The sequence below is a fragment of the Geodermatophilus obscurus genome (genome assembly GCF_900143215.1).
GTDB lineage: Bacteria > Actinomycetota > Actinomycetes > Mycobacteriales > Geodermatophilaceae > Geodermatophilus > Geodermatophilus obscurus_A.
The window spans coordinates 1-24975 of the sequence record NZ_FRDM01000011.1 but is presented as its reverse complement, the minus strand read 5'-3'; the positions used below and the strand labels follow the sequence as shown (position 1 = coordinate 24975).

23 protein-coding genes, 2 pseudogenes and 1 riboswitch are annotated in these 24975 nt (G+C 71.7%); of the genes and pseudogenes, 16 read left to right on the top strand and 9 right to left on the bottom strand.

The window, feature by feature from the left end; genetic code table 11:
- Positions 1 to 2: 2 nt before the first annotated feature.
- From treY to BUB17_RS12295, 4 genes are all read left to right on the top strand, one after another.
- Positions 3 to 2351 (top strand): malto-oligosyltrehalose synthase, encoded by a 2349-nt coding sequence (gene treY, locus BUB17_RS12310; protein ID WP_083606310.1) that lies wholly within the window; start codon positions 3 to 5, stop codon positions 2349 to 2351.
- A gap of 263 nt (positions 2352 to 2614) precedes the next feature.
- Positions 2615 to 2782, top strand: a riboswitch (cyclic di-AMP (ydaO/yuaA leader).
- A gap of 3 nt (positions 2783 to 2785) precedes the next feature.
- Positions 2786 to 3361 (top strand): transglycosylase family protein, encoded by a 576-nt coding sequence (locus tag BUB17_RS28235; protein WP_072918354.1) that lies wholly within the window; start codon positions 2786 to 2788, stop codon positions 3359 to 3361.
- A gap of 279 nt (positions 3362 to 3640) precedes the next feature.
- Positions 3641 to 5395 carry a malto-oligosyltrehalose trehalohydrolase gene (gene treZ / locus BUB17_RS12300; RefSeq protein WP_072918353.1) on the top strand — a complete coding sequence of 585 codons (1755 nt, stop codon included), beginning with the start codon at positions 3641 to 3643 and terminating at the stop codon, positions 5393 to 5395.
- A gap of 1 nt (position 5396) precedes the next feature.
- Entirely contained in the window at positions 5397 to 6131 is a 735-nt protein-coding gene (locus tag BUB17_RS12295) for a dihydrofolate reductase family protein (protein WP_072918351.1), read from the top strand.
- On the opposite strand, the gene BUB17_RS12290 is transcribed toward BUB17_RS12295, so the two are convergent.
- The 3 genes from BUB17_RS12290 to BUB17_RS12280 are packed head-to-tail and all read right to left on the bottom strand — an operon-like array spanning position 6106 to position 7126.
- On the bottom strand, positions 6106 to 6507 hold the full coding sequence (locus BUB17_RS12290) for a DoxX family protein (RefSeq protein ID WP_141243004.1): 402 nt from the start codon (positions 6505 to 6507) through the stop codon (positions 6106 to 6108). The two genes, BUB17_RS12295 and BUB17_RS12290, sit on opposite strands and share 26 nt — an antisense overlap.
- A 2-nt stretch (positions 6508 to 6509) precedes the next feature.
- Entirely contained in the window at positions 6510 to 6896 is a 387-nt protein-coding gene (locus BUB17_RS12285; protein ID WP_072918348.1) for a type II toxin-antitoxin system VapC family toxin, read from the bottom strand.
- Positions 6893 to 7126: a type II toxin-antitoxin system Phd/YefM family antitoxin gene (locus BUB17_RS12280; RefSeq protein ID WP_072918346.1), complete on the bottom strand. Its 234-nt coding sequence runs from the start codon at positions 7124 to 7126 to the stop codon at positions 6893 to 6895. Before BUB17_RS12280 ends, BUB17_RS12285 begins: the two co-directional genes overlap by 4 nt.
- Positions 7127 to 7238: 112 nt before the next feature.
- On the opposite strand from BUB17_RS12280, the gene BUB17_RS12275 reads away from it, so the two are divergent.
- The 3 genes from BUB17_RS12275 (at position 7239) to BUB17_RS12265 (ending at position 11150) form a co-directional block, all read left to right on the top strand.
- A complete protein-coding gene (locus BUB17_RS12275; protein ID WP_072918344.1) occupies positions 7239 to 8318 on the top strand; it encodes an ATP-dependent DNA ligase in 1080 nt (359 codons plus the stop codon).
- 118 nt (positions 8319 to 8436) lie between these two features.
- Positions 8437 to 9996 (top strand): alpha/beta hydrolase, encoded by a 1560-nt coding sequence (locus BUB17_RS12270; RefSeq protein WP_072918343.1) that lies wholly within the window; start codon positions 8437 to 8439, stop codon positions 9994 to 9996.
- Between the two features lie 86 nt (positions 9997 to 10082).
- Positions 10083 to 11150, top strand: coding sequence for a DNA polymerase domain-containing protein (locus tag BUB17_RS12265; protein WP_072918517.1), 1068 nt, complete (start codon positions 10083 to 10085; stop codon positions 11148 to 11150).
- Between the two features lie 578 nt (positions 11151 to 11728).
- On the opposite strand, the gene BUB17_RS12260 is transcribed toward BUB17_RS12265, so the two are convergent.
- Entirely contained in the window at positions 11729 to 12496 is a 768-nt protein-coding gene (locus BUB17_RS12260; RefSeq protein WP_244277179.1) for a TetR/AcrR family transcriptional regulator, read from the bottom strand.
- A 106-nt stretch (positions 12497 to 12602) separates the two neighbouring features.
- Between BUB17_RS12260 and BUB17_RS12255 the strand changes: the two genes are divergently transcribed.
- From BUB17_RS12255 to BUB17_RS12220, 8 genes and pseudogenes are all read left to right on the top strand, one after another.
- Positions 12603 to 13406, top strand: a complete 804-nt coding sequence (locus BUB17_RS12255; RefSeq protein WP_083606300.1) for a DUF4386 domain-containing protein — start codon at positions 12603 to 12605, stop codon at positions 13404 to 13406.
- Between the two features lie 5 nt (positions 13407 to 13411).
- Positions 13412 to 14008, top strand: coding sequence for a hypothetical protein (locus tag BUB17_RS12250; protein ID WP_072918341.1), 597 nt, complete (start codon positions 13412 to 13414; stop codon positions 14006 to 14008).
- A gap of 140 nt (positions 14009 to 14148) precedes the next feature.
- Positions 14149 to 15165 carry an NAD(P)-dependent alcohol dehydrogenase gene (locus tag BUB17_RS12245; protein ID WP_072918340.1) on the top strand — a complete coding sequence of 339 codons (1017 nt, stop codon included), beginning with the start codon at positions 14149 to 14151 and terminating at the stop codon, positions 15163 to 15165.
- The gene (locus tag BUB17_RS12240) at positions 15162 to 15923 is read left to right on the top strand and encodes a DUF4389 domain-containing protein (protein WP_072918338.1); all 762 of its coding nucleotides are present in this window, start codon (positions 15162 to 15164) and stop codon (positions 15921 to 15923) included. The genes BUB17_RS12245 and BUB17_RS12240 overlap by 4 nt, the downstream gene beginning before the upstream one ends.
- A 126-nt stretch (positions 15924 to 16049) precedes the next feature.
- Positions 16050 to 16889, top strand: a complete 840-nt coding sequence (locus tag BUB17_RS12235; RefSeq protein ID WP_072918336.1) for an SDR family oxidoreductase — start codon at positions 16050 to 16052, stop codon at positions 16887 to 16889.
- Between the two features lie 105 nt (positions 16890 to 16994).
- Complete coding sequence (locus tag BUB17_RS12230) at positions 16995 to 17447, top strand: hypothetical protein (protein WP_208983386.1); 453 nt, start codon at positions 16995 to 16997, stop codon at positions 17445 to 17447.
- 29 nt (positions 17448 to 17476) lie between these two features.
- Complete coding sequence (locus BUB17_RS12225) at positions 17477 to 18634, top strand: AI-2E family transporter (protein WP_244277178.1); 1158 nt, start codon at positions 17477 to 17479, stop codon at positions 18632 to 18634.
- A gap of 174 nt (positions 18635 to 18808) precedes the next feature.
- Positions 18809 to 19146, top strand: a pseudogene (locus tag BUB17_RS12220) (IS30 family transposase); the annotation flags it as partial.
- A gap of 57 nt (positions 19147 to 19203) precedes the next feature.
- Here the strand turns inward: BUB17_RS12220 and BUB17_RS12215 are convergent.
- Positions 19204 to 19839 carry a dihydrofolate reductase family protein gene (locus BUB17_RS12215; protein WP_244277190.1) on the bottom strand — a complete coding sequence of 212 codons (636 nt, stop codon included), beginning with the start codon at positions 19837 to 19839 and terminating at the stop codon, positions 19204 to 19206.
- Between the two features lie 633 nt (positions 19840 to 20472).
- Between BUB17_RS12215 and BUB17_RS27425 the strand changes: the two are divergent.
- A pseudogene (locus tag BUB17_RS27425) lies at positions 20473 to 20634 on the top strand (type II toxin-antitoxin system RelE family toxin); the annotation flags it as partial.
- A gap of 402 nt (positions 20635 to 21036) precedes the next feature.
- Here BUB17_RS27425 and BUB17_RS12200 read toward each other — a convergent pair.
- The 4 genes from BUB17_RS12200 to BUB17_RS26845 form a co-directional block, all read right to left on the bottom strand.
- Complete coding sequence (locus BUB17_RS12200; protein ID WP_072918333.1) at positions 21037 to 22278, bottom strand: IS701 family transposase; 1242 nt, start codon at positions 22276 to 22278, stop codon at positions 21037 to 21039.
- An 84-nt stretch (positions 22279 to 22362) separates the two neighbouring features.
- Positions 22363 to 23697, bottom strand: a complete 1335-nt coding sequence (locus BUB17_RS12195; protein ID WP_141243002.1) for a hypothetical protein — start codon at positions 23695 to 23697, stop codon at positions 22363 to 22365.
- Positions 23698 to 24209: 512 nt separating this feature from the next.
- Positions 24210 to 24563 (bottom strand): hypothetical protein, encoded by a 354-nt coding sequence (locus BUB17_RS12190; protein ID WP_072918324.1) that lies wholly within the window; start codon positions 24561 to 24563, stop codon positions 24210 to 24212.
- The coding region (locus BUB17_RS26845) for a hypothetical protein (RefSeq protein ID WP_208983385.1) at positions 24560 to 24975 on the bottom strand (416 nt) is incomplete at its 5' end. The genes BUB17_RS12190 and BUB17_RS26845, both read right to left, overlap by 4 nt.

The window sequence follows — 24975 nt, the reverse complement described above, 5'->3', positions numbered from 1 at the left end:
TCGTGAGCGAGCCCCTGAGCGAGGACCGCCGCCGGGAGGTCCCGACCGGGACCTACCGGCTGCAGGTCACCGCCGACTTCACCCTGGACGACGCCGCGTCCCTGGCCGGCTACCTCGCCGACCTCGGGGTCAGCCACGCCTACGCCTCGCCGCTGCTGCGGTCGGCGTCGGGCAGCACGCACGGCTACGACACCGTCGACCACGCGCACATCGACGAGTCGCGCGGCGGCCGGGCCGGCTTCGACCGGCTGGTCGCCGCGCTGCACGAGCACGGCCTCGGGCTGGTGCTCGACCTGGTGCCCAACCACATGGGCGTCGCCGACCCGGCCGAGGCGCCCTGGTGGTGGGACGTGCTCCGGCACGGCCGGGACAGCGCCCACGCCGGCGCGTTCGACATCGACTGGGACTTCGGCGGCGGCCGGGTGCGCATCCCGGTGCTGGGGTCGGCGGACGACGTCGAGAAGCTCGAGGTCGTCGACGGGCCGGGCGGGGACCGATCTACGCCCGAGCTCCGGTACTACGACAACCGCTTCCCGATCGCCCCCGGCACCGGCGAGGGCACCCCGCAGGAGGTGCACGACCGGCAGCACTACGAGCTGGTCGACTGGCGGCGGGCCGACCGCGACCTCAACTACCGCCGGTTCTTCGCGATCAACACGCTCGCCGGGCTGCGCGCGGAGGACCCGGCGGTCTTCGAGGCGACGCACCGGCTCGTGCTGGACCTGGTCGCGGCCGGCGCGGTCGACGGGCTGCGGATCGACCACCCCGACGGCCTGGCCGACCCCAAGGGCTACCTCGACCGGCTGGCCGAGGCCTCCGGTGGCCGTTGGACGGTGGTGGAGAAGATCCTCGAGCCCGGGGAGGACCTGCCGGAGTCGTGGCGGACCGCCGGGACGACGGGCTACGACGCGCTCGCCGAGGTCGACGACGTGCTGGTCGACGCGGCCGGCGCGGCGGTGCTCAGCGCGCTGGACACCGAGCTCGTCGGCGCCCCGGTCGACTACGCCGAGCTGGTGCACGGCTGCAAGCGCGAGGTGACCGACGGGATCCTCGGCTCGGAGGTGGCCCGGCTGGTGCGGGTCATCGGTGAGCTGCCCGGCATCCCCCGTGAGCAGCAGACCGAGGCGCTGGCCGAGCTGCTGGCGAGTTTCCCGGTCTACCGGAGCTACCTGCCCGACGGGCGCGAGCACCTGGACGCCACCGTGGCCGCCGTGCGGGAGCGCCGTCCCGACCTCTCCGCCGCGGTGGACGCGCTGCACCCGGTGCTCTCCCAGGCCGGGACCGAGGCGGCGACCCGCTTCGAGCAGACCAGCGGCCCGGTCATGGCCAAGGGCGTGGAGGACAGCGCCTACTACCGGTGGGCGCGGTTCGTGGTGCTCAACGAGGTCGGCGGCCACCCGGCGCGGTTCGGCAGCACGGTGCAGGAGTTCCACGAGGCCCAGCAGCGCCGCGTGGAGCGCAGACCTGCGTCGATGACCACGCTGTCGACCCACGACACCAAGCGCAGCGAGGACACCCGCGCCCGGCTGGCCGTGCTCGCCGAGCTGGGCGCCGAGTGGGCCGACCTGGTCCGCGGGCTGCTGATCCGGCACCCGCTGCCCGACCGGCCGCTGGCGCACCTGGTGTGGCAGAACCTGGTCGGCGCCTGGCCGCTGTCCCGCGAGCGGGCGCACGGCTACGCGGAGAAGGCCGCCCGCGAGGCGGGCACGTCGACGACGTGGACCGACGTCGACGAGGAGTTCGAGACCGCGCTGCACGCGATGGTCGACGCGGCCTACGACGACGAGCGCACCAACGCCGAGATCGAGCGGTTCGCCGCCCGCATCGCGCCGTTCGGCCGGTCCAACTCGCTGGCCCAGAAGCTGCTGCAGCTGACGATGCCCGGCGTCCCGGACGTCTACCAGGGCACCGAGCTGTGGGACCTCTCCCTGGTCGACCCGGACAACCGTCGTCCGGTCGACTACGACCTGCGTCGCCGGCTGCTCGCGCAGCTGGACGACGGTGAGGTCCCCGAGGTCGACGGGACCGGCGCGGCCAAGCTGCTCGTGGTGTCGCGCGTGCTGCGGGCGCGGCGGGAGCACCCGGAGTGGTTCGCCGGGTACGAGCCGGTGGCGGCGACCGGGGTCGCCGCCGACCACCTGGTCGCCTTCGACCGGGGCGGTGTGGTGCCCGTGGCGACCCGGCTGCCCGTGGGCCTGTCGCTCGCCGGTTGGGGCGACACCGCGCTGCGGCTGCCGACCGGGGCCTGGCGGGACCTGCTCACCGGCGGACGGTTCGTCTCCGACGCCGAGGGCCTGCCGGTGGCCGGGCTGCTCGAGCGGCTACCGGTCGCCCTGCTCGTCCGCGGCTGAAAGAGGACCCCCTGCCCCTCACCGCTCGCAGGCTCGCGGCGGGACCCTGCAGGGGGCCGAAGTGAGGCGCAAGTCACGTCCCCGCGGGCGCACGCGTGCCCGCGGGGACGTGAGCAGGTGATCTGCCCGGTCCCGGACCCGACGGCCGGTCGTGTCACCCCCGTTGCCCCTGCGGCACGAGGTGAACCACCGTGACCTGACCGTTACCTTGTCCCGGCACCCCCCGTCCGGGAGCGGGTGCCGGAGCCGATCCGCCGAACCCCGTCCGTCGGCCGCCGTACCTCCTGCACAGCCAGGACGGGGGTGGGGGACCCATCTCGGTGCCCGGCTGCTACGGCCGGGCACCTCGGGGTGAAGCCGTGTGCGCACGGCCGGGGCACCGATCGCTCCGAACCCGACAGCTCACCTCGCAGGCGGCGGATCGGGAGTCCCCCATGCGTTCGTCCTCGTCTTCCCGCACGTCCGCACGCGCCCTGCGCCGTGGTGCCGTGGTGCTCGGCGGCGCCGCTGCCGTGTCCCTCGGCGTCCTCGCCGCCCCGGCGTCGGCGGCCGCCCCGAACAACTGGGACGCCGTCGCCCAGTGCGAGTCCAGCGGCAACTGGGCCATCAACACCGGCAACGGCTACTACGGCGGCCTGCAGTTCAGCCAGAGCACCTGGGCGGCCTTCGGCGGCACGGAGTACGCGCCGCGCGCCGACCTGGCCACCAAGGCCCAGCAGATCGCCGTCGCCGAGCGCACTCTCGACACGCAGGGTCCGGGCGCCTGGCCGACCTGCGGCAAGGGGCTGAACCCCTCGGCCCCCGCGGCCGGCGCGGCTCCGGTGGCCGCAGCCGTGGCGGCCGCGCCGGCCGCCGGTGGGTCGGCGTACACCGTCAAGGCCGGTGACACGCTGGGGAAGATCGCCCAGCAGCAGGGCGTCGCGGGTGGCTGGCAGGCGCTGTTCGCCGCGAACGGTCAGCTGAGCAGCCCGCACCAGATCGCGGTCGGTCAGGTCCTGCAGCTGCCGTGAGGCGCACCGGCGGCCGGGGGACGCGCTCCCCCGGCCGCCGGACCCCCTCGGCCCCGTCCCAGGCGGTCGGCGGGGTCGGGTGGCGTGCGAGATCGGCGATCTCGCATGTCCGGGGGCCCCGCTGGCGTGCGGGATCGCAGATCTCGCCGGGGTCTCGGTCGCCGATCGACGGCACGCTCCGGATGCTCAGTGGCGCACGGCACGCCGAGGACGCGTGGTTGGCGACCGCTCGTGCGGGCACAACCCCCCGGACCACCCGCGATCCCTGGAGGCCCCTGCATGTCCGCTGCCGTCGAGTTCGCCGTCTGGGCGCCGGTCCCGGAACGGGTCCGGCTGCAGGTCGACGGGTCGGTCCACGAGATGCGCCGGGAGGAGGACGGCTGGTGGCGCGCCGAGGTCGAGGCCGGCCCGGAGGCCGACTACGGCTTCCTGCTCGGCGACGACGACACGGCCCGTCCCGATCCGCGCTCGCGCCGCCAGCCCGAGGGTGTGCACGGGCTGTCCCGCCGCCACGACCCGGCGTCGTACGAGTGGGGTGACCGGGCCTGGACCGGCCGACCGCTGGCCGGGGGCGTGGTCTACGAGATGCACGTCGGCACCTTCACGCCCGAGGGCACGCTGGACGCCGCGGTCGCCCGGCTGGACCACCTGGCCGACCTCGGCGTGGACTTCGTCGAGCTGCTGCCGGTGAACGGCTTCGACGGCACGCACAACTGGGGGTACGACGGCGTCCTCTGGTACACGGTGCAGGAGAGCTACGGCGGCCCCGCGGCCTACCAGCGCTTCGTCGACGCCTGCCACCAGCGCGGCCTCGGCGTGATCCAGGACGTCGTCTACAACCACCTCGGCCCGTCGGGGAACTACCTGCCGCTGTTCATGCCGATCTTCAGCGAGGGCGGCGCCAACAGCTGGGGCAGCTCGGTCAACCTCTCCGGCCCGGACTCAGACGAGGTGCGCCGCTACATCATCGACAACGCGCTGATGTGGCTGCACGACATGCACGTCGACGGGCTGCGGCTGGACGCCGTCCACGCGCTGGTCGACGAGCGGGCCACCCACGTGCTCGAGGAGATGGCCCAGGAGGTGGACCGGCTGTCGGTCGCCGAGGGCCGGCCGCTGACGCTCATCGCCGAGAGCGACCTCAACGACCCGCGGATGGTCACCCCGCGGGTGGCCGGCGGCACCGGCATCTCGGCCCAGTGGAGCGACGACTTCCACCACGCGCTGCACGCCGTGCTCACCGGTGAGGGCCAGGGCTACTACGGCGACTTCGCCGCGGCCGGCCTCGCCGGGCTGGCCAAGACGCTGACCGGCGGGTTCTTCCACGACGGCGCGTACTCCAGCTTCCGTCGCCGGCACCACGGCCGGCCGGTCGACACCGCCCTGCTGCCGGGCTGGAAGTTCGTCGGCTACCTGCAGGACCACGACCAGATCGGCAACCGCGCGGTCGGCGACCGCGTCTCGGCGTCCCTCTCCCCCGGCCTGCTCGCCGTCGGCGCGACGCTGGTGCTCACCAGCCCGTTCACCCCGATGCTCTTCATGGGCGAGGAGTGGGGCGCCTCGACGCCGTGGCAGTTCTTCACCAGCCACACCGACCCGGAGATCGGCCGGGCGACGGCGGAGGGGCGCAAGGGCGAGTTCGCCGAGCACGGGTGGGACGCCGACGAGGTGCCCGACCCGCAGGACCCGGAGACCTTCGCCCGCTCCAAGCTGGACTGGAGCGAGCCCGAGCGCGACCCGCACCGGAGGCTGCTCGCCGTCCACCGGGTGCTGCTGCGACTGCGGCACGAACACCCCGACCTGGTCGACCCGGACCTGTCGCGGGTGCACGTCTCCTGGGACGACGCCGATCGCTGGCTGGTCCTGCACCGCGGCTCCCTGCGGGTGGTGGTGAACCTCGCCGACGCCCCTCACAGGATCGACCTGGACGTCCCCGTGACGGAGGCGCTGTTCGCCACCGGGGAGCTGCCGCACCTCGACGGGCGGACGGTGACCGTGCCGGCCGAGAGCGCGGCCGTGCTGACCACCGCCTGACGTGCGGCGGCTGCTGCCCGCACCGGGCGCGGAGGACACCGCCGACCTCGACGACGACGCGCTCGTCGCGGCCTACCGGCTGCCGGCCGGCCGGTCGCTGCGGGTGGACTTCGTGGCCTCCCTCGACGGCTCGGTGACGGTCGAGGGCCGCAGCGGCGGCCTCGGCTCGCCCGGCGACAGGCGGGTGTTCCGCACGCTGCGGGCACTGGCCGACGCGGTGCTGGTCGGGCACGGGACCGCGGCGGCCGAGGGCTACCGGCCGGTGGCCGCGGACTCCGCGGTCGGGCGGCTGCGGGCCGGTCTCGGCCGGCCGGTGTCGGCGCCGGTCGTGGTCGTCTCGCGGCGGGCCTCGCTCGCCCCCGGGGACCGGCTGGCGGTCGCGCCGACGGTGCTGGTGACGTGCGCGGCGGCCGACCCGGACCGGCGGGCGGCCCTGCAGGACGCCGGCGTGGCGGTGCTGGTGTGCGGGGACGACGACGTCGACCTGCCGGTGGCGCTGGACGCGCTGGCCGAGCGGGGGCTGGCGCAGCTGGTGTGCGAGGGCGGGCCGGCCCTGCTGACGGCGGCGCTGGCGGCCGGGGTGGTCGACGAGCTGGACCTGTCGATCGCGCCGGCGCTGGTCGGCGGCCCGGACCGGCTGCTGGCCGGCCTGCTGCCGGACGTCGTCCGCCCCCGGCTGCTGCAGGTGCTCGAGGAGGACGGCGTGCTGTTCACCCGGTACGCGGTCGACCGGTAGCGCGCCGGGCGACCGCCGCGGCCCAGGTGACGTAGCCGAGGTTGACGGCCACGCGCGCGGCGACGCCGGCCGGCCGGTCGAACGCCCGCTGTGCCGTGCTCAGGTGGCGCAGCGGCTCCAGGTGCGCGGGCAGGTAGCAGGTGATGAGCGCGGCGGTCGCCCGCGCGCCGGTCCGGCGAGTGGCCGGCACCGCGACGAGGACTCCCACGGCGACGTCGGCCAGCCCGCTGACCGCGACCAGCGCCGAGCGCGCCGGCAGCCACGACGGCACCAGGCCCCCGTAGTAGCCGGGGTTCGTGAAGTGGGTGACCCCGCTGACCACCATGAGCGCGGCCAGCGGCCTCGCCGCCAGGTCGTCCCTCCTCGGTCGTGACACGGTCAGCCGACCAGCCGGACGACGTCGCCGTATGCCGCGAGCCGCGCGTCCGCGGTGAGCAGCACGGCCCCTTCGGCGACGGCCTGGGCGACGAGCAGCCGGTCGAACGGGTCGCGGTGCACGTCGGGCAGGTGCTCGACCGCGGCGGCGTGGTCGGCGGTGACCGGGAGGTGATCGAGGACGAGCTCGCTGGTCACCCGTCGCGTCCAGGTCCGGACGTCGGGCCCGACGGAGAGCTTGCCCAGGCGCTGCTTGATCGCCAGCTCCCAGATGCTCACCGCCGACAGCAGACGCGCGTCGGCGTCAGCGAGCAACTGTTCTGCTGCGCCGAGCCGCTCCGGTGCGGTGGACGCCCAGATGAGCACGTGGGTGTCGAGGAGGACCCTCACTCCTCGCCCTCGAACGCCCGCTGCAGGTCCTCGGGCAGCTCGTCGAAGTCGTCGGCGATCCACACGTTGCCGCGGTCGAACCCGAAGTTCGGCGTCCGCCGCGCCGGCCCGACCAGCCGGGCGACCACCCTCCCGCGGTTGGTGATCTCGACCTCCTCACCGGCCGCGACCCTCTCCAGCAGCCGCGACAGGTGCGTCTTGGCCTCGTGCACGCCGACCGACGTAGTCATCTGACTTAGTCTACTCACGGCCGCACGTGCCGCCCTCCGCGGAGCTCTCGAACCGGTGACGCTGGTGGTCGGCGCGCTCCGGTGATCGTCGCGTGCTGCTTGACTGACCGGCATGGACCTGCCCCTGCTGCCGCCGGTGAAGCCGATGCTGGCCAAGGCCGTGACCGAGGTGCCCACGGCCGCGGGCACGTACTACGAGCCGAAGTGGGACGGCTTCCGGTGCATCGTCTTCCGGGACGGCGACGAGGTGGAGCTGGGCAGCCGCAACGAGCGCCCGCTGACCCGCTACTTCCCCGAGGTGGTCGAGGCGGTGAAGGCGGCGCTGCCCGAGCGGTGCGTGGTCGACGGCGAGATCGTCGTCCCCCGCGGGGACCGGCTGCACTTCGAGGCGCTGCTGCAGCGCATCCACCCGGCGAAGTCGCGGGTCGACCTGCTGGCCGAGCAGACGCCGGCGTCGTTCGTCGCCTTCGACCTGCTGGCCGTCGGGGACGAGTCGCTGCTGGAGGTGCCGTTCGCGCAGCGGCGGGCCCGGCTGCAGGAGGTCGTCACCGTCACGGAGTCGGTGCACCTCACGGTGATCACCCAGGACCCGGACACCGCGCAGCGCTGGTTCGAGGAGTTCGAGGGCGCCGGGCTGGACGGCGTGGTGGCCAAGGCCGCCGACCTCCCCTACGGCCCCGACCAGCGGCTGATGACCAAGGTGAAGCACGTGCGCACGGCGGACTGCGTGGTCGCCGGGTTCCGCTGGCACAAGAGCGGGCCGATCGTCGGGTCGCTGCTGCTGGGCCTCTACGACGACTCCGGCGACCTGCAGCACATCGGCGTCGCGGCGTCCTTCCCGATGGCCCGGCGGGCCGAGCTGGTCGAGGAGCTGGCGCCCTACCGGGCCGAGGCGCTCGACGGGCACCCGTGGCAGGACTGGGCGAACGCGGAGGTCGTGAACGGGGCGAACGGCGAGGAGCACCGGATGCCCGGCGCGCAGAGCCGCTGGAACGCCGGCAAGGACCTCTCCTGGGTGCCGCTGCGCCCCGAGCTGGTCGTGGAGGTCAAGTACGACCAGCTGGAGGGCCGGCGGCTGCGGCACACCGGCCAGTTCCTGCGCTGGCGCCCCGACCGGGAGACGCGCAGCTGCACCTACGACCAGCTGGAGGTGCCGGTGCGCTACGACCTGGCGGAGGTCTTCGACGGCTGAGAGAGCCCCCTCCTCCGCACCCTCTCGCGAGCCCGGGCGGTGCTCTGGAGGGGCCGGCCGCCACCGGGGCGGAGCCCGTGCCTGCACCGGCCGGGTCCGCCTCATACCCTCAGGACCCATGCGCCTGTCCCGCGGCCTGCTCGCCGCTGCCTCCGGACTGCTCGTGGCGGTCTCCGGCTGCACCTCCGCCTCCGACGACGGCGCGGCGGAGTCGTCGGCCCCGGCGTCCTCGGCACCGGCCGAGCCGGAGGCCGCGGAGATCGCCTGGACCGACTGCGACGCGCAGCTCTCGGAACAGCTGACCGGCCTCCCGGGCAGCGAGCGGGACCTGGCCTTCGAGTGCGGCCGCACGGAGGTGCCGATCAGCTACGACGAGCCGCAGGGTGCCACGCTGCCGCTCTTCCTCGTCCGGGCGCGGCTGGCCGGTCAGACCGACCGCATCGGGTCGTTGGTCATCAACCCCGGCGGACCTGGCGTCTCCGGTGCCGAGGCCGCGCTCGGCTCGGCGCTCACGCTGCCCGAGGACGTGCTCCGCCGCTTCGACGTCGTCGGCTTCGACCCGCGCGGGGTGGGGCTGTCGACGCCGGTGGAGTGCATCCCGCCCGACCTCAAGGACCGGGTGATCGCCGCGGAGCCGCGACCGACCACCCCGGAGCAGGTCGAGGAGGCGTTCGGGCTGCAGCAGGACCTCGCCGACGGCTGCGCCGAGGAGTACGGCGAGGCGCTGGACACCTTCAACACCGTGGACACCGCGCGGGACATGGACTTGCTGCGCCAGTCGCTGGGTGACGAGCAGCTGACCTACCTCGGTTACTCGTACGGCACCACCCTCGGCTCCACCTACGCCGAGCTGTTCCCCGACCGGGTGCGGGCGCTGGTGCTGGACGCCGCCGTCGACCCCGACGACGACCCGCGCGCCGAGGCCGAGCAGCAGGCCACCTCGCTCGAGGCGAGCTTCGACGCGTACGCGGCCAACTGCGTCGGCCTGGTCGCCGGCTGCCCGCTCGGCCCGGATCCGCGCCGCTTCCTGGAGGAGCTGCTGGACCAGGCGGAAACGGCACCGATCCCCAGCGCCCGGCCCGGGGAGACCCGCCAGGCGACGCCGGGCGTGATCGGGACCGCCGTCCTCTCGGCGCTCTACAGCACCGACTCCTGGCCGCAGCTGAGCCAGGGGCTGGCCGCCGCCCGGAACGGCGACGCGCAGCACCTGTTCTCCCTCGCCGACGCCTACACCGGCCGGTTGGAGGACGGCACCTACACCAACCGCCTCGACGCCGCCCTCGCGATCAGCTGCGCCGACACCGACCCGGGGACCGAGGTGCCCGAGGAGGAGGTCCGCACCCTCGCCACCGAGTGGGGCCAGCGCTTCCCGCTGTTCGGCGCGAGTTCGGCCGTGGCACTGCGCAGCTGCGCGGTGTGGGAGGCCGAGCGCACCCCGATCCCCGAGCGGGACGCCGAGGGCGCGGCCCCGATCCTGGTCGTCGGCACCGCCGGCGACCCGGTGACCCCGCTGCCCGGCGCGGTCGACATGGCCGAGGACCTCGCCTCCGGCGTCCTGCTGACCTGGCAGGGGCAGGGGCACACGGCCTACCCCCGCACCGACTGCGTCACCGGCGCGGTGAACGCCTACCTCATCGACCTGGTGGTGCCGCAGGACGGGCAGACCTGCCCCGCCTGAGTGGTCCGGCACGCCGGGCCGGCACACGCCCCGGTCCGCTCGCCTAGGGTGCGCCGGGTGATCACTTCCGTGGGGTCCGGTCGGTGATGGCGTCGTCGAAGGACGCCGTCCTGCTGCAGGTCGACGGGCGCGAGGTGCGGGTGTCCAGCCCGGAGAAGCCGTACTTCGCCGAGCGCGGCATCCGCAAGATCGACGTCGTCGAGTACTTCGTCGCGGTCGGCGGCGGGATCCTGCACGCGCTGCGGGACCGGCCGACGACGCTGGAGCGCTGGCCGGGCGGGGTGTTCGAGGGCGCACGGCTGTCCACGCGGGTGGACAACACCGGCGACGCCTTCTACCAGAAGCGGGTGCCCAAGAACGCCCCCGACTGGGTGCCGACCGCGCACATCACCTTCCCCAGCGGGCGGACGGCGGACGAGATCGCGCCGGACTCGGTGGCCGTCGTCGCCTGGTGCGCGAACCTCGGCACGCTGACGTTCCACCCGTGGCCGGTGTCGAAGTCCGACGTCGAGTCGCCGGACCAGATCCGCATCGACCTGGACCCGCAGCCGGGCACCGACTTCTCCGACGCCGTCTGGGTGGCGCCGCACGTGCGCGAGCTGCTGGCGGAGTTCGGCATGCAGGGGTGGCCGAAGACCTCCGGCGGCCGTGGGGTGCACGTCTACGTGCCGATCCAGCCGCGCTGGACCTTCCCCGACGTGCGACGAGCGGTCATCGCCTTCGGCCGGGAGCTGGAACGGCGCATCCCCGACCGCGTGACGATGTCGTGGTGGAAGGAGGAGCGCGGCGAGAAGATCTTCATCGACTACAACCAGATGGCCCGGGACCGCACGATCGCCTCGGCGTACTCCATCCGGCCCAAGCCGCACGCGCCGGTGTCCGCGCCGGTCGACTGGGACGAGCTGGCCGACGTCCACCCGACCGACTTCGACGTGCTGACGGTGCCGGCCCGCTTCCGCGAGGTCGGCGACAAGCACGCCGGGCTGTCCGACCACGCGTTCGGCATCGAGCCGCTGCTCGAGCTGGCCGAGCGCCAGGCGAAGGACCAGGGGCTCGGCGATCTGCCCTATCCCCCCGACTACCCGAAGATGCCGGGCGAGCCGATGCGGGTCCAGCCGAGCCGCGCCAAGCGTCCGACCAGCGAAGATGCCTGATCGCTTGACTGACGGCGGCACTCGCGAGGGCTGGGAGACGGGCGCACACCGCTCGTTCACCTGATATCCCACCCACGACCGAGCAACCGAGGCGACCGATCACCGCATTTCGTCACCCAGCGGCGGTCGCCAGTCCGTCCGGCGCCGCCCAACGCTGAGAGGTGCCCCGGAGTGCTGGCGGCAGAGTCAGGGAACGGTGCTGGTGCGCCAATGGGCGAGGACCCGCTCGATCGTCCTGGCCAACAGCACCGGATCAACGGGTCGACGCAGCTGGGTGACGGTGCCTTGGTCCTTCCAGCGAGGGAGGCCGCAGCCTCACAGGCAAGTCAACCGAACGGGGGGCAGTTCCGGCATCACGGTTGCAGTAGTGGGAGCGCACTCAGGCCAGCGCGGGCGAACTCGGGCGCCGAATGGGTCATGAGGCCATTTCTGGACGCCGTACATGATTTGTATGGTGTGCAATGCACGGTCCACCCAGGACGGGACTGCGTCAAGAGGCCGCCGACCGGTGCACCGACCGGCCTACCTCCCACCGGGTTGCACCGCCGCGCAGCCGGCGGTGCCGCCACCGGGACCGGTCAGGCGGAGTGGATCCCCCGTCGGCCGGCCGGGCCTGGCATCTCGGCCGGTTCAGGGTCGTCGGTGGTGGCCCCGCGTGCCGTGAGGTTGGCGAGGGGCGCCACGCGTGCGGTGACGCCGTCCAGGATGCGGCCAAGCCCCCACAGGTACTGCTCGGTGGAGACGTAGCCGGCCATGGCTGCGGCCGCTTCCGCACTGCCGGGGAAGCCCTCGGTCGGGGTCGCCGAGAAGGCAGCCTCTCGGGTGGTGATCCGTTCGGACTCCGGCGGCAGCGGGCCGGCCTGGTGCACGTCGGCGACTTCTAGGGCGATCGAGCCGAACACGTAGACGATGAGCAGGTAGGAGGCCCGCGCAGCGTCGGTCGGATTGAGTCCCGCGTCTGCCAGCAGCTGCAGGAGCCGTTCGTTGAGCGCGAGCGCCTGGGGCCCGTTCATGGGGCCGCCGATCATCAGGGGTACCGCGCCGGGGTGGGCCGACAGGTGAGCTCGAAGCTCCAGGGCCAAGGCCTCCACCCGTTGCCGCCAGGGCTGTTCCCGATCGGCGAACACGTCGTGGTCGACACCCCCGAGCAGCCGCTCGACGAGGCCCTTGATCACGGCGGCCTTGTCCGGGAAGTAGGTGTAGACCGCGTTCGGGGCCACGCCGACGCGCGCCGCGATGCCGCGGACGGACGCCGCGTGGGGACCGCCCTCGTCGAGCAGATCCAGTGCCGCCTCGAGGATCTCGTCCTCGGTCAGAGCCCGACATGGGCCTCGGCGTCGTCGCATGCCTGGGACGGACATCGGTTCGACCTACCCCCTTGACGTCGGTGTCAACAGGGTAGAACTCTTGCTGTACGCCGTCCAAATGTTGTACGCCGTTCAGGGGATAGCCATGACGACCGCATCCGTGAGCCACGGCCTGCGCCGCACGACGGGGACGCTGCTCGTCGCGGGCGCCCTGGCCTTCGGCGGGGCCGCCACCGCCCTGTCCTCGGCGTTCGACTGGCCCGACATACTGCGCGAACCGGCGGATGTGGTGCTACCGGCCGTCGTCGCCGGCGGAACGAGCCTGGTCTGGACGTGGTTCGCCACCGCCTGGACGTACGCGATCCTGCTCGTCCCGATTCTGCTGCTCCCCGCGGTGCTGGGGCGGCGCAGCGATCCGGTGCTGCGGGTGGCCAGCTACGTGGGGGCGACCTCGGTGGTGCTGTCGCTGATCGGATTCCTGCGGTGGGTGTTCGTCGTCCCCCCGTTGGCCGACTCCTACGTCGGCGGTGACGCCGTCACCCGCGCTGCGGTCGAGGCGGCCTGGACCGCGCAGCACCAATTCGGCGGCGCGCTGCTCGGCGAGCACCTGGGCCAGCTGCTCGCCGTCGCCTGGTCCGTCGCGGTCAGTGCGATCATCCTCCGCACGCGGGTCCTGCCCCGTTGGCTCGGCGCCGCCGGGCTCGTCGTGAGCGCGCTGTACCTGACCAACCAGGGCGACATCCTGGCCACCGCCGTCCCCGGCTTCCCCGTGTGGGACCTGGGCGGCTTCATCGGCAGCAGCGCGTGGGGACTGTGGGTCGCCGCCCTGGGCGTGATGGTCCTGCTGCGGCCCGCCCGCGCCAACCGCACCGCTTCCGGGAGCGGCGTGGACATCGGCTCCCTCGCCCCCTCCCCCCGCCTACCGGCCAGTGCCGGCGTGAAGAGCTGACCACCATGACCGCACCAACGACCCCCCGGACACCCTTTCTGCGTGCGTGGCTGATCTGGACCGCCGGGTTCCTGGCCTTCCCGCTGGCCGGCCTGGCCGGTACCGCCGTCGCCGGCCGCGTCGACTCACCCGTGGCCGCCCTGATCGGCGGCGCCGTCGCCGGCCTCTGCATCGGCCTGGGACAGACGCTGGCCAGCCGAGGACGACTCGACATCCGCACATGGGTGCCGGCCACCGGCATCGGCATGGGACTGGGCCTCCTCCTCGGCGCCGTCACCGTCGGCTACCGGACCTCGTTGCCCGACCTGGCCCTGATGGGCGCACTCACCGGCCTCGTCCTCGGGCCCGCGCAGGCCCTGGTGCTGCCCCGCGGCACGCGGCTGCGCTGGATGTGGGCCGCCGCGATGCCCGCGCTGTGGGCGCTGGGCTGGACCACGACCACCCTGGGCGGAATCGCCGTCGACGAGCAGTTCACCGTTTACGGCGCCTACGGAGCGATGACCTTCTCCGCCCTGTCCGGGCTGCTCCTGCTGCAGTTCCTGCCCGAGCGCCCCGCAGCCGGCTCTCCGCCGGCGCCGACACCGGTCGCGGCACGCGCATGACCACCACCAGAGCGACTCCGTCCTCCAGCGCCCCACTCCCCGAACATCCCGGTCAACGACGAGAAAAGAAGGTTCCGATGGCAACCACCCAGTTCCACGCGCTCAGAGGCCCGCCCAAAGGGGCCGGAGGCCCGACGACCATGACCGCGGTCGTGCAGGACCGCTACAGCCCCGCGCCCGAGGGCCTCTTCCGGGTCGCACAGATCGACCGGCCCACCATCGGCGACGGCGAGGTCCTCGTCCGGGTGCATGCGGCCAGCGTGGACCGGGGCACCTGGCACATCATGGCCGGACTGCCCTACCCCCTCCGGCTCGCCGGCTTCGGCGTCCGCCGCCCCAAGTACGCCAACCCCGGCCGAAGCCTCGCCGGAACGGTCGAAGCCGTCGGCCCCGGCGCGACGGGCTTCGCGCCGGGCGACGACGTGTACGGCACGTGCAACGCCTCGTTCGCCGAGTACGCGACCGTCCGGACCGACCATCTGGCCCCCAAGCCGGCCAACCTCACCTACGAGCAGGCGGCCGCCGCCCCCATCTCCGCCGTCACCGCCCTGCAGGGTCTCCGTGACCGCGGCCGGGTGCGGCCGGGGCACAAGGTGCTGATCATCGGCGCCTCCGGCGGCGTCGGCACGTTCGCCGTGCAGATCGCCAAGGCGTTCGGCGCGGAAGTCACCGGGGTGTGCAGCACCAGCAAGGTGGACCTGGTCCGCGGCCTCGGCGCCGACCACGTCATCGACTACACAGCCGAGGACGCCGATGACGGCCAGCGCTACGACGTCGTCCTCGACACCGGCGGTCACCGCTCCCTGAGACGGCTGCGGCGCGCGGTCACCCCCCGCGGAACGCTGGTGATCGTCGGCTCGGAGACCGACGGGCGCTGGCTCGGCGGCTTCGACCGGACGATCCGCGCCATGCTGCTGTCCCCCTTCGTCGGCCAGACGCTGGCTCCGCTCGCCAGCTCGGAGAACGCCGCCGACCTGATCCTCCTCACCGGGCTCATCGAGTCCGGCCAAGTCGCACCCGTCGTTGACCGGACCTATCCGCTCGACGAAGCGGCCGCGGCCATCCGCCGCATCCTGAACGGGAAGGTCCGAGGCAAGCTCGTCGTCTCCGTCTCCCCCAGCGGCATGCAGACACCACCCCCAGGGAGCACGCCATGACCGATCCCCGAACGCCCTATCCGGTCCGCGTCGATGCGGCCCTCGACCCGTCGCTGTCCCGCGGGTTGTGGCTGGTCAAGTGGCTGCTCCTGGTTCCCCACATCGTCGTCCTGTTCTTCCTGTGGGTCGCGTTCGCCGTCGTCACGGTGATCGCCTTCTTCGCGATCCTGTTCACCGGCCGCTATCCGCGATCCCTGTTCGAGTTCAACGTCGGGGTCATGCGCTGGTCCTGGCGGGTGCACTACTACGGCTACTGGGCGCTGGGCACCGACCGGTATCCGCCGTTCACCCTCGCCGAGGTGCCGGACTACCCGGCGCACCTCTCGGTGCCGTATCCCGAACGACTGTCCCGGGGCCTGATCTTCGTGAAGTGGCTGCTGGCCATTCCGCACTACCTCGTGCTGGCCGTGTTCGTCGGCGGCGGGCTGTGGCTGGGCACCCGCGGGGGAACGGACGACGCCTGGGACGACGCCGCGAACGCCGGCGTCTCGCTGGTCGGCCTGCTCGTCCTGATCGCCGCCATCGTGCTGCTGTTCACCGGCCGCTACCCGAAGCCGCTCTACGACTTCGTCCTCGGCATGGACCGGTGGGCGCTGCGGGTCGGGGCCTACGCGGCGCTGATGACCGACCGCTACCCACCGTTCCGGCTCGACCAGGGCGGCACCGACCCCGGCTGGGTGCCCACAAGCCCCATCCCTCCCTCGCCTTCCGGGGCGCCGACCGCGGGCCCGCCAACGCCGGTTTCCACCGGGCGGTGAATCCACTGGCGGCCCCGGGATCTCGCACGCCCCGGGGTCGCCGGAACCACCCGACGCCATCCATGGCGGCCAGGAGGCCTGATCGGTCGAAGGGGTAGCACGATGACGCGCATACACCGCGGACTAATGACCGGCAGAACAGTGCTGGTCACCGGCGCCGCCGGGGGCATCGGCAGGGCGACCGCCGTGTGCCTGTCCGCGATGGGCGCGCACCTGGTCATCACCGGCCGGGATCGCGGCCGCACCGAGGCCGCGGCCCGTGACATGCGCGCCGCCTGCGGCGGGCCGGTCGACGTGTTCATCGCCGACCTGTCCGAGGTGCGCCAGCTGGCCGACGAGGTGCTCCAACGCCTTCCCCGCCTCCACGTACTGGTCAACAACGTCGGCGGCTACTGGAACACCCGGCACGTCACCGCCGACGGGCTCGAGCACCCCTTCGCCCTCAACCACCTCGCGCCGTTCCTCCTCACCAATCTGCTGCTAGACCGGCTGAAGGACAGCGCACCGGCCCGCGTGGTCACCGTCTCGTCCCACGCGCACACCGGAGGACGGATCGACTTCGACGACCTGCAGGGCCAACGGTCCTACTCCGGCGCACGCGCCTACAACCAGTCCAAGCTGGCAAACGTCCTGTTCAGCTACGAGCTGGCCCGGCGGCTGGCCGGCACGTCGGTCACCGCCAACGCAGTGCACCCCGGCGTGGTGCGCACATCGTTCGGCGCCGAGGACCCCGCCGCCATGCAACGAAGGCTCGTCCCGCTCATCCGGCCGTTCAGGAAGTTCCCTGCCCGGGGCGCCGCCACCTCCATCCACGTCGCCTCCGCTCCTGATCTGGAGGAAGTGACCGGCCGCTACTTCGCCAACAGCAAGCCCAGGAGATCCTCCGAGCCCAGCTACGACCAGGCGGCCGCCGCGCGGCTTTGGCAGGTGCCTACCGACACGGTCGGCCTGACCGTGGCCCGCTGACCCGCGTGCGCGGCTGGCTCCGTGGGGAGTCGTCGTGCGCTGGATGTCGTTCCGTACCGCGTCGGCACGGTGTACTGATCGCGACCAACAGTCCGAGGAGCTCTGTTGACGTCGAGACGTACCGAGCCATCCGTTCCCCGGCAGGTCCATGCCCGTCGGCTCGTGCTGATCCGCGGCGTGCACACGGCGGCGTGGTTCTCCATCGAGTCCTGCGTCGGCTACCTCCTGTGGGCCGGCGCGACCGGCCGCAGCGACCGGCGGGCCGGCGTGGCCGCGGCGGTCGTCGCCGGCGAGTGCCTGGTCTTCGCCGCGGACGGGTTCCGCTGCCCGCTCACCGGGCTGGCCGAACGGGCGGGCGCCACCAGCGGATCGGTCACCGACATTTACCTGCCGGCGTGGTTCGCCCGGAACCTGCCGGCCATTCATGTGCCGCTGCTCGTGCTCATCGGCTGGTTCCACAGGCGGACCCTCCACCGCCGCCGTGTCCAGAGACGCGAGGCGAGCGGGCCCGCGATCCAGCGAGGACGCCGCGGAGCACCGGCACTGGCCGCGCCGTGACGCCCCACCCCGGTCAGAGCCGGCCGCCGGTGCCGGTACGCACCATCCTCGCCACCATCGGCCTGGCCCTCGCCGCGGCCCTGGCGCTGTACCTCGTCGTCGAGACCCGACGGGTGCTGACCTGGATGGTGATCGCCACCTTCTTCGCCGTGGCCCTCTACCCGCTGGCCGCCTGGGTCCAGCGGCGAATGCTCGGCAACCGGTGGCGGGCACTGGCGACGTTCCTGGTCTTCCTGGTGGTCTTCCTCGGCCTCGGCGGGCTCGTCACCGCCTTCGCCATCCCCCTGGTCCGGGAGGGGACGAAGTTCGCCGGGCAACTCCCCGAGCTCATCGACCAGGCGCGCGCGGGGCGCGGGGCGGTGGGGCGACTGCTAGAGCGCACCAACGTGCTGGAGTGGGTGGAGAACAACCAGGACCGGATCGACTCCTTCGTCAACGGCCTCACCGCTCCCGCGGCGGGCGTGCTGGGCAGCGTCGCGACCGGAATCGCCGGCGCGGTCACCGTCTTCGTACTCGCCTATCTGATGGTGCTCGAGGGCCCCAAGGTCGTGGACGGAGCGATGCGCGTCTTTCCGCCCGCCACCGGTGAGCGGATCCTGCGGGTCGGTGCCGACTGCGCCCGCTCGGTGACCGGCTACCTCACCGGCAACCTGCTGATCAGTGTGATCTGCGGAGCCCTGACCTACGTCGTGCTGCTGGTCCTCGGAATCCCCTTCGCCGGGCTGATCGCGCTCTTCGTGGGACTCGCCGACCTGGTACCGCTGGTGGGCGCGACCATCGGCGGCGCCGTGGCCGTGCTCGCCGGCTTTCTGCACTCGACGACTGCGGGCATCGTCGTCCTGGTGTTCGTCGTGCTCTACCAGCAGCTGGAGAACCACCTGCTGCAGCCGCTGATCTTCGCCCGCACCGTCAAGCTCAACCCGCTGACCGTCATCGTCGCGATCCTCCTCGGGGTCGAGCTCCTCGGCGTGCTCGGCGCGCTGCTCGCGATCCCCGCCGCCGGCATGATCCAGGTGATCCTCCGGGACGTCTGGGACCACCGCCGCGGCCGGCTGAAGGACGAGCCCACTGTGGGGCAGGAACGTCGCCCGGCGATCGTGCCGGAAGGGGACGGCCATGCGGAGCCGGGTCCGACGACCACGCCCGCTCCGCCCGGCTCGGGCGGAACGTCCACGTCGCCGCCGTGACGGCGGCGCTGGCAAGACGCCGTCGCTTGCCCAGAACCAGCGAACGGACCTCCACGTCGTCGGTGGACTGCAACAGGCGCACCTCCCAGGCCGGCGACACCCTCCGGCCGTCGGCTGCTGCAACCCCGCGGCTCCGGCGAGGAAGCCTCCCGCTCGGACTGACAGCAGCGGCACACCACCCAGCGCCGCACCGAGCTGGCCCAGCATCAGGCGATCACGTTCGCCACCGACATGGCGATCTACTTCTGCGATCCGCATTCGCCCTGGCAGCGCGGCAGCAACGAGAACACCAACGGCCTGCTGCGCCAGTACGCACCCCTTGTGGCACCGACCTGTCGGTCCACGACGCTGAGCACCTCGACGCCGTCCCTGCCGAACTCAACGGCAGACCCCGCAAGACCCTCGGGTTCATCACCCCCGGCCGAAGCCATGCAGCGGCTACTGTCCGACCCCGAAAAGCCAGTCGTTGCGACGACCGCTTGAAACCGCCGATCCCCGGCGGGACACGGTGACTCCGGCCACCGACGGGGCTCGGATGCGGTCGTAGCGGATCGATCGAGCGGCCGCTGTCAGCGCCGCCAGAACAGGTGGTGCACCACGCCGGTGGGACTGGGCACGACGTCACAGTGGTAGCGCTCCAGGAGCTCTTCGGGGGAGTTCCACAGCCGGGATCCGGCGCCGAGCTCCACCGGGGCGACGGCGACGTGCAGGGTGTCGATGAGGTCGGCATCGAGGAACTGCCGGATGGTGTTGGCGCCGCCGCCCAACCGGACGTCCTTGCCGTCAGCCGCCTCGAACGCGCGCTGCAGCACTGTGGCCGGATCACCGCCGACGAAGTGGAAGGTGGTGTCGGACAGCCGGAAGGAGGGCCGCTCGTGGTGGGTCATGACGAAGACCGGGGTGTGAAACGGGGGCTGCTGGCCCCACCATCCCTGCCAGTCGTGGTCGGCCCAGGGCCCACGCTGCGGGCCGAACTTGTTGCGGCCCATGATCTCGGCGCCGATGTTGCGGTGGAAGTCCCGGACCATGTAGTCGTCCAGACCGCGGCTCCCTCCCGGGTCGGTCCGGTTGGGCCAGCTCGCCGTCGCGAAGGCCCAGGCGCCGAGCTGAGCAGGGTCGGCGTGGCCGAACGGCCGTTCCAAGCTTTGTCCTTCACCGGCGCCGTAGCCGTCGCTGGAGACCATGAAATTGTGCACTCGGACCATCTGCGTCACTGCTGACCCCTCATCGGTTGCGTTCGTGTGATGAATTCGACCGCGCCGCGAGGGCAGACTCATCGCGCTACGGCAGAACTCCCGTGTCGAGACGTCCGGTGGCGGATCCCTCTTCGGGTCGCCGCCGCCAGCACATGACCTCAACCCGAGTCGAGGTTCTACGGTCGTGATCGACTGGCGGGAAGTCGTCCACGGTGCTGAAGGGGCAGGTCTTGATCGTCACCATCGCCAGGGTCACCGACCCGCTCGGTTCTTGGAGGTCTTCGAGACCGTCGGCGCGGAGAAGCGGCGGGAGCACGGCTGCCTGGGCGTCCGGGTCTATTTCGATCCTGACGACGCGCACCGGGTGTGGTCGGTGTTCGACTGGGACGCGAAGAATTATGGCGAGTTCCTCGCGGACCTGAGATCCCGGCCATCGCACGAGAACTCGGGATCCAGGCGCCGCCCGTGCACGCCGTCGCCGCAATCGAGCTCGACGCCTGACCACTACGCAGGGAGGGGGTTTCGGCATCGCCGTCACGCCCTCGCGGGTCCGCCGGTCTAGCCAGTGACGGCACCTGCCCCCATCCCCGCAGGAGCCTCTCCGACTGCACCACCCGTCGGAAGGGCCTTCCTCGTCCACGCCGCCCAGGCAGAGGAACGACGGCTGGCCGGCTCGGCATGGCGGCAGACCGGAGGGACTGCCGCGGCACCTACCGGGTCGTCTACCGCATCGACGAGGACACCCGAACCGTCACCATCCTCGACGTCGCCCACCGGCACGACGCCTATCGAACGAGCGGCTGACTCGAGGTGGGCGTCGAGCCAGCACCCCTAGCGTCGCAGCGCTCCCCCGTGAGCTGAAGCCGTCACTGGCGACCGCAGACCGCGCCTGTTGGGCCCCCGTCTTGGCACCTCGAGCGGACGCCCCCAATCACATTCGAGGGGTTCCCACGGTTCAGGAAAGCTCTATTTGCCCAGGTCAGAGAGGGCTGCAGTGTCCGTCACTGTTATGCCCGAGCCGCCGCCGTTCCGAGCGCGTTGCTGTACTTTCCCTCCGCGCTCGGGCGTGTCCAGCAGTCGAGCTACTAGTAGTACTTTGTTAGGTGGGTGCCCGAGCGTGGGCGTCGACGGATTGTCCGCAGACAATGCAGGTGCCGGTCCAGGTGGCCAGGAGGGCCTGCAGTTCGTGCTGGACCGCATACAGGCTCAGGCCGGCACAGGGGCTTTTGGGCTGGTCCGCAGCAGGGTGAGGAACAGCTGAGCGGCGGTGACCAGGGTGACGTGGCGGTGCCAGCCGGTGAAGGTGCGGCCCTCGAAGTGGTCCAGGCCCAGGGCGGTCTTGAGCTCGCGGTAGTCGTGCTCGATCCGCCAGCGGATCTTGGCCAGCCGCACCAGTTCGGCCAGCGGGGTGTCCTCGGCCAGGGACGAGAGCCAGTAATCGGTGGGCTCGGGCTCCTCTGGGGGCCACTCGGCCAGCAGCCACACCGCCGGCAGCGAGCCGTCGGCGGCCCGCCGGGCGGCCTGGTGGTGCCCGGCGGGGCGGACCCGCAGCGCCACGAACCACGACGACAGCGGCCCGCGGGAGCCGTCTCGCCAGGTGACCGGCACGGCGACGGCGTGGCCGGCGGTCAGCACGTGTTCGCGCAGAGCGACCGGCGGGGTGCGGTAGCGCGGCCAAGACGGCCGACCCCGGCCGGAGGTTGGCACCCGGGTGGGGACGGCGTCGGCGGCGTGGGCGCTGAGCACGCCCTGCACCTGCACCACCCAGGCCAGGCCGCGGGCAGACAGCGCGTCGCGGAACTCGGCGATGTCGCCGTAGCCGGCATCGGCCACCACCACCGGCGGCGCCAACCCCCACCCGGCCAGCTCATCGATCATGTCCAGCGCCAGCCGCCACTTCTGCCGGTGTCGGGCCTCGGCGGGAATGCCGGCCCGCTCCCGACGGTCGCGGATCGCCGCGGCCGCCTCCGGGCTGGCCGCGCAGGCGTCGTCCCAGCGTTCGGGCAGGAACAGCCGCCAGTCCAACGGACAAGAGGCGGCGTCGGTGACCGCGCAGATCGACACCCCGACCTGGCAGTTGCCGACCTTGCCCAGCGTGCCGGAGTACTGCCGGGCCACCCCCGGGGAGGCCGTGCCGTCCTTGGGAAAGCCGGTGTCATCGACCACCCACGCCTCGGGGGCGACCACCTCGATCGCCCGCCGGGCCAGCCGCTGGCGCACCGGCTCCACCGCCCAGGTCGAGGACGACACGAACTGCTGCAGCCCCTGGTGATCCACGCCGAGGCGCTCGGCCATCGGCTGCATCGACTTGCGCCGCCCGTCCAGCAGTAGCCCCCGCAGGTAGGTCTGACCCTTGTTCCGCTGATCGGACCGGACCAGCGGCGCGAACACCTCCGCGGCGAACTCCTCCAGCCGCCCGCGGACCGCAGCCAACTCCTCCGGAGTCATGCGCCCATCGCACCGCGCCGCACCAGCGCAGACAAGGACCTAACGAAGCACTACTAGTACTCATGTGGACATCTCAACGGCTGCTTAATCCCCAACCGTGTCGGCATGGCGATAGACGTGCCTGACCTCGCCCGACTCCCATGTGAAGGCGTCTTCGACAACAACGCTTGGACAGCAGTTCGAATCTGTTTCGGAGTACCCGACCGACCTCACGGTTGCCGCCGACCCGGTAAGCGAGACTTGAATCTGCCGCAGACCCCTACCGTCGGTACCACGTTCATCCGTCAGCAGCGTCGCTATGCGACGAGGGCCGCCAGGCCCCGCCAGGCCGTCGTAGACTGACAGATACTGCGGCCAAGACGAAGTACTCGATCCGCACTGGGAGACCAGGAAGACCTCCGCATACCCGTCCCCGGTCACGTCGCCCGTCGCCGCAATGTCCACCTGGGGCCCTGCAGCCGCTTCGCTGCAATCGAGCGTGACCACCTGTGGCCATGCGATCGAGGTTGGGTCATAGGGCTGTGGTGATTGATCTGCAGCGGTCGGACCAGCGGAGCCAGGCGTCGATTGGGCTGTCGCTGCGGGAGCGGGGATATCACCTACTCGTTGCAGACGCGCGCTGAAAGTCGTGCCTGGGATGGTCATACGAAGAGAGCCGCCTCCGCCATCGCTGAGCAGGATACGGGCCGTGCGCGTACAGCTCTCCAAACCGTAGTCGATTATCTCATCGAACTCGACCCCGTCGCGTCGAGATAGCTGCGACTCCCAGGTTCCCCCGCATTGCAACTCAGGGTAAGTCACCTGCGCCCGGTAGTGCCCGACGTCCCCCTGGATGATCTGAACATCGGGCGGTAAGAACGATATCTCCACTTCGACGGTGTAGCTGGAGGTTCCATCCGACGCTGCGCCTTTCCACGAGCCTGTGACGTCCAACGTCTGACCTTCGAACGTGACGAGTTCACCGCCGATTCGCTCCCTGACGCTCTCAAGTATCGAGATCTTGGTCTGCGTTGCCACGTCCTTGTCGACCGCTACTATCCACGTTGTCCCATCGAGGATAGGCTCGATTCGCCCCTCCGGCCCCTTCTCATAGAGCTGCCGCAGTCCACCCAGATCTCCAGCATGTCCATCCTCGGCTTTGTATGCCTTGACGAAGATGCGCGCTTCCGGCGCCTCCGGGTGGATCCCCCAGCCAACATCGGGGTCGGTCAACTCCTCACCGGAAGGGTGGAAGTCTTCGATGCCGGCTGCCGCCGCGATGGCTGCTGGGTCGGATTCGTACGGGAACTTCGGCGTTGCCGACCGGAGGACGCCTCCCCCCGCTGGCATGACGAGGAGAGCGGTGATGAGCGCCAACCCTGCAACTGCGGCGGATACGGCGATGATGACACGTCGGCGCCGATGTCTGGGCCGCTTCACCGCTCCTCTGGGCTCACTCGAGGTCGGGCCACCCGAGTCGGCTCTGGGCGCTACTCCTCCAGCCTGGGGCGCTCGGGGGTCGTGCCCCTCCGCTCGCTTCGTCGCTGCCTGATCGGGGGCTGAGATCGGTGTGCCACACCCACTGCAGAACTTGTCGGTCGGGTCGGTGCGCTCGCCGCAAACGGAGCAAGACCACATCTGGGACTCCATCGCAAGTAGGGCAGACACATGGACTAGGGCGGACACATGGACGCGGCCAGAACGAGTCGGCGAAGCACTGGACGCCTTGCTGGGACGCGAGCTCCCGGCAGTACACGGCGGTCCTCGTCGATCAACCTCACCTGATATGGGCGCTACATCGCCATTGCTGTTCGTCCTCGGTCATGTCGCCACCGGCGGCGCTGCGCCGACCGGCGGCGAGGATGAGGCGATGCAGACGAATAGCTCAGACTCCACGGAGAACTCCCTGCAGGACCTGTTGTTCAGCCGATGAGGGGATATCCGGTCGGCGATCACCGTCCGAACAACTCCGTGACCAGGTCGGTGATCCGTGCAATCTGCTCACTGGCAGTCGCGGCGTCCCCCAGCGCGCTGAGCACAGACTTCCAGCGGGTTTTCACTGCCGCGCCGTCCGGTTCCGGCGCAGCGAGCTCCTGGTCGATCTTCCGGATCTCGTGCCGGATCTCGGCCTCGTCCTCCTCGTTGCGGCCATGGCCGATGAGCTCCGGTGCCGAGGCGGCGAGGGCCGTGCGCAGATCGGCGACAGATCCCTGAGCCACGACCCCGTGGTGCTCGACGTGTCCGATGCCGATCGCGCTGCCCTGGAAGCTCCCGCCGCTGATTTCGATGGAGTTGCGGTCGTTCAACTTCGGCTCCCTGCTGTCGTCGCGCCGTTGTCACGACGCTCGTCGCCTTGTGGACGATCCGTGCCTCCGGTCTGACGTATCCGTCCTATCCCGATCGCAGTGTTGGAGAAGTTGCCACCGTTGATGGTGACACTGTTGATGGTGTCCTTGGCGACGTCCAGGACGTCGGCGATCGAGTAGCCACGGTCGCTGAGGAAGTCGCCTACCCCCCGGAAGATCGTCTGCTCGACCACCTGGATATAGCGGAGCACGTCTAGGTCCTGGAAGTAGTACTGGGTCGCCGGTTCAGATCCGAGTTCACGGATGCTGGCCCAGCATCCGTAGCGGTCCGGGATAAATTGACCGTCCCGTTCACGGATTCTGGGCAGGCGGTGCACAACGGAGCGCAGGCGGGCCAGAATTGACGTCGGGA

What these genes read in the sequence shown, in the direction of transcription:
- BUB17_RS28235 (WP_072918354.1), top strand. Translation starts at nt 2,786, where the DNA reads ATGCGTTCGTCCTCGTCTTCCCGCACGTCCGCACGCGCCCTGCGCCGT.
- treZ (WP_072918353.1), top strand. Translation starts at nt 3,641, where the DNA reads ATGTCCGCTGCCGTCGAGTTCGCCGTCTGGGCGCCGGTCCCGGAACGG.
- BUB17_RS12280 (WP_072918346.1), bottom strand. Translation starts at nt 7,126, where the DNA reads ATGACTACGTCGGTCGGCGTGCACGAGGCCAAGACGCACCTGTCGCGG.
- BUB17_RS12275 (WP_072918344.1), top strand. Translation starts at nt 7,239, where the DNA reads ATGGACCTGCCCCTGCTGCCGCCGGTGAAGCCGATGCTGGCCAAGGCC.
- BUB17_RS12270 (WP_072918343.1), top strand. Translation starts at nt 8,437, where the DNA reads ATGCGCCTGTCCCGCGGCCTGCTCGCCGCTGCCTCCGGACTGCTCGTG.
- BUB17_RS12265 (WP_072918517.1), top strand. Translation starts at nt 10,083, where the DNA reads ATGGCGTCGTCGAAGGACGCCGTCCTGCTGCAGGTCGACGGGCGCGAG.
- BUB17_RS12260 (WP_244277179.1), bottom strand. Translation starts at nt 12,496, where the DNA reads ATGCGACGACGCCGAGGCCCATGTCGGGCTCTGACCGAGGACGAGATC.
- BUB17_RS12255 (WP_083606300.1), top strand. Translation starts at nt 12,603, where the DNA reads ATGACGACCGCATCCGTGAGCCACGGCCTGCGCCGCACGACGGGGACG.
- BUB17_RS12250 (WP_072918341.1), top strand. Translation starts at nt 13,412, where the DNA reads ATGACCGCACCAACGACCCCCCGGACACCCTTTCTGCGTGCGTGGCTG.
- BUB17_RS12245 (WP_072918340.1), top strand. Translation starts at nt 14,149, where the DNA reads ATGACCGCGGTCGTGCAGGACCGCTACAGCCCCGCGCCCGAGGGCCTC.
- BUB17_RS12240 (WP_072918338.1), top strand. Translation starts at nt 15,162, where the DNA reads ATGACCGATCCCCGAACGCCCTATCCGGTCCGCGTCGATGCGGCCCTC.
- BUB17_RS12235 (WP_072918336.1), top strand. Translation starts at nt 16,050, where the DNA reads ATGACCGGCAGAACAGTGCTGGTCACCGGCGCCGCCGGGGGCATCGGC.
- BUB17_RS12215 (WP_244277190.1), bottom strand. Translation starts at nt 19,839, where the DNA reads ATGGTCCGAGTGCACAATTTCATGGTCTCCAGCGACGGCTACGGCGCC.
- BUB17_RS12200 (WP_072918333.1), bottom strand. Translation starts at nt 22,278, where the DNA reads ATGACTCCGGAGGAGTTGGCTGCGGTCCGCGGGCGGCTGGAGGAGTTC.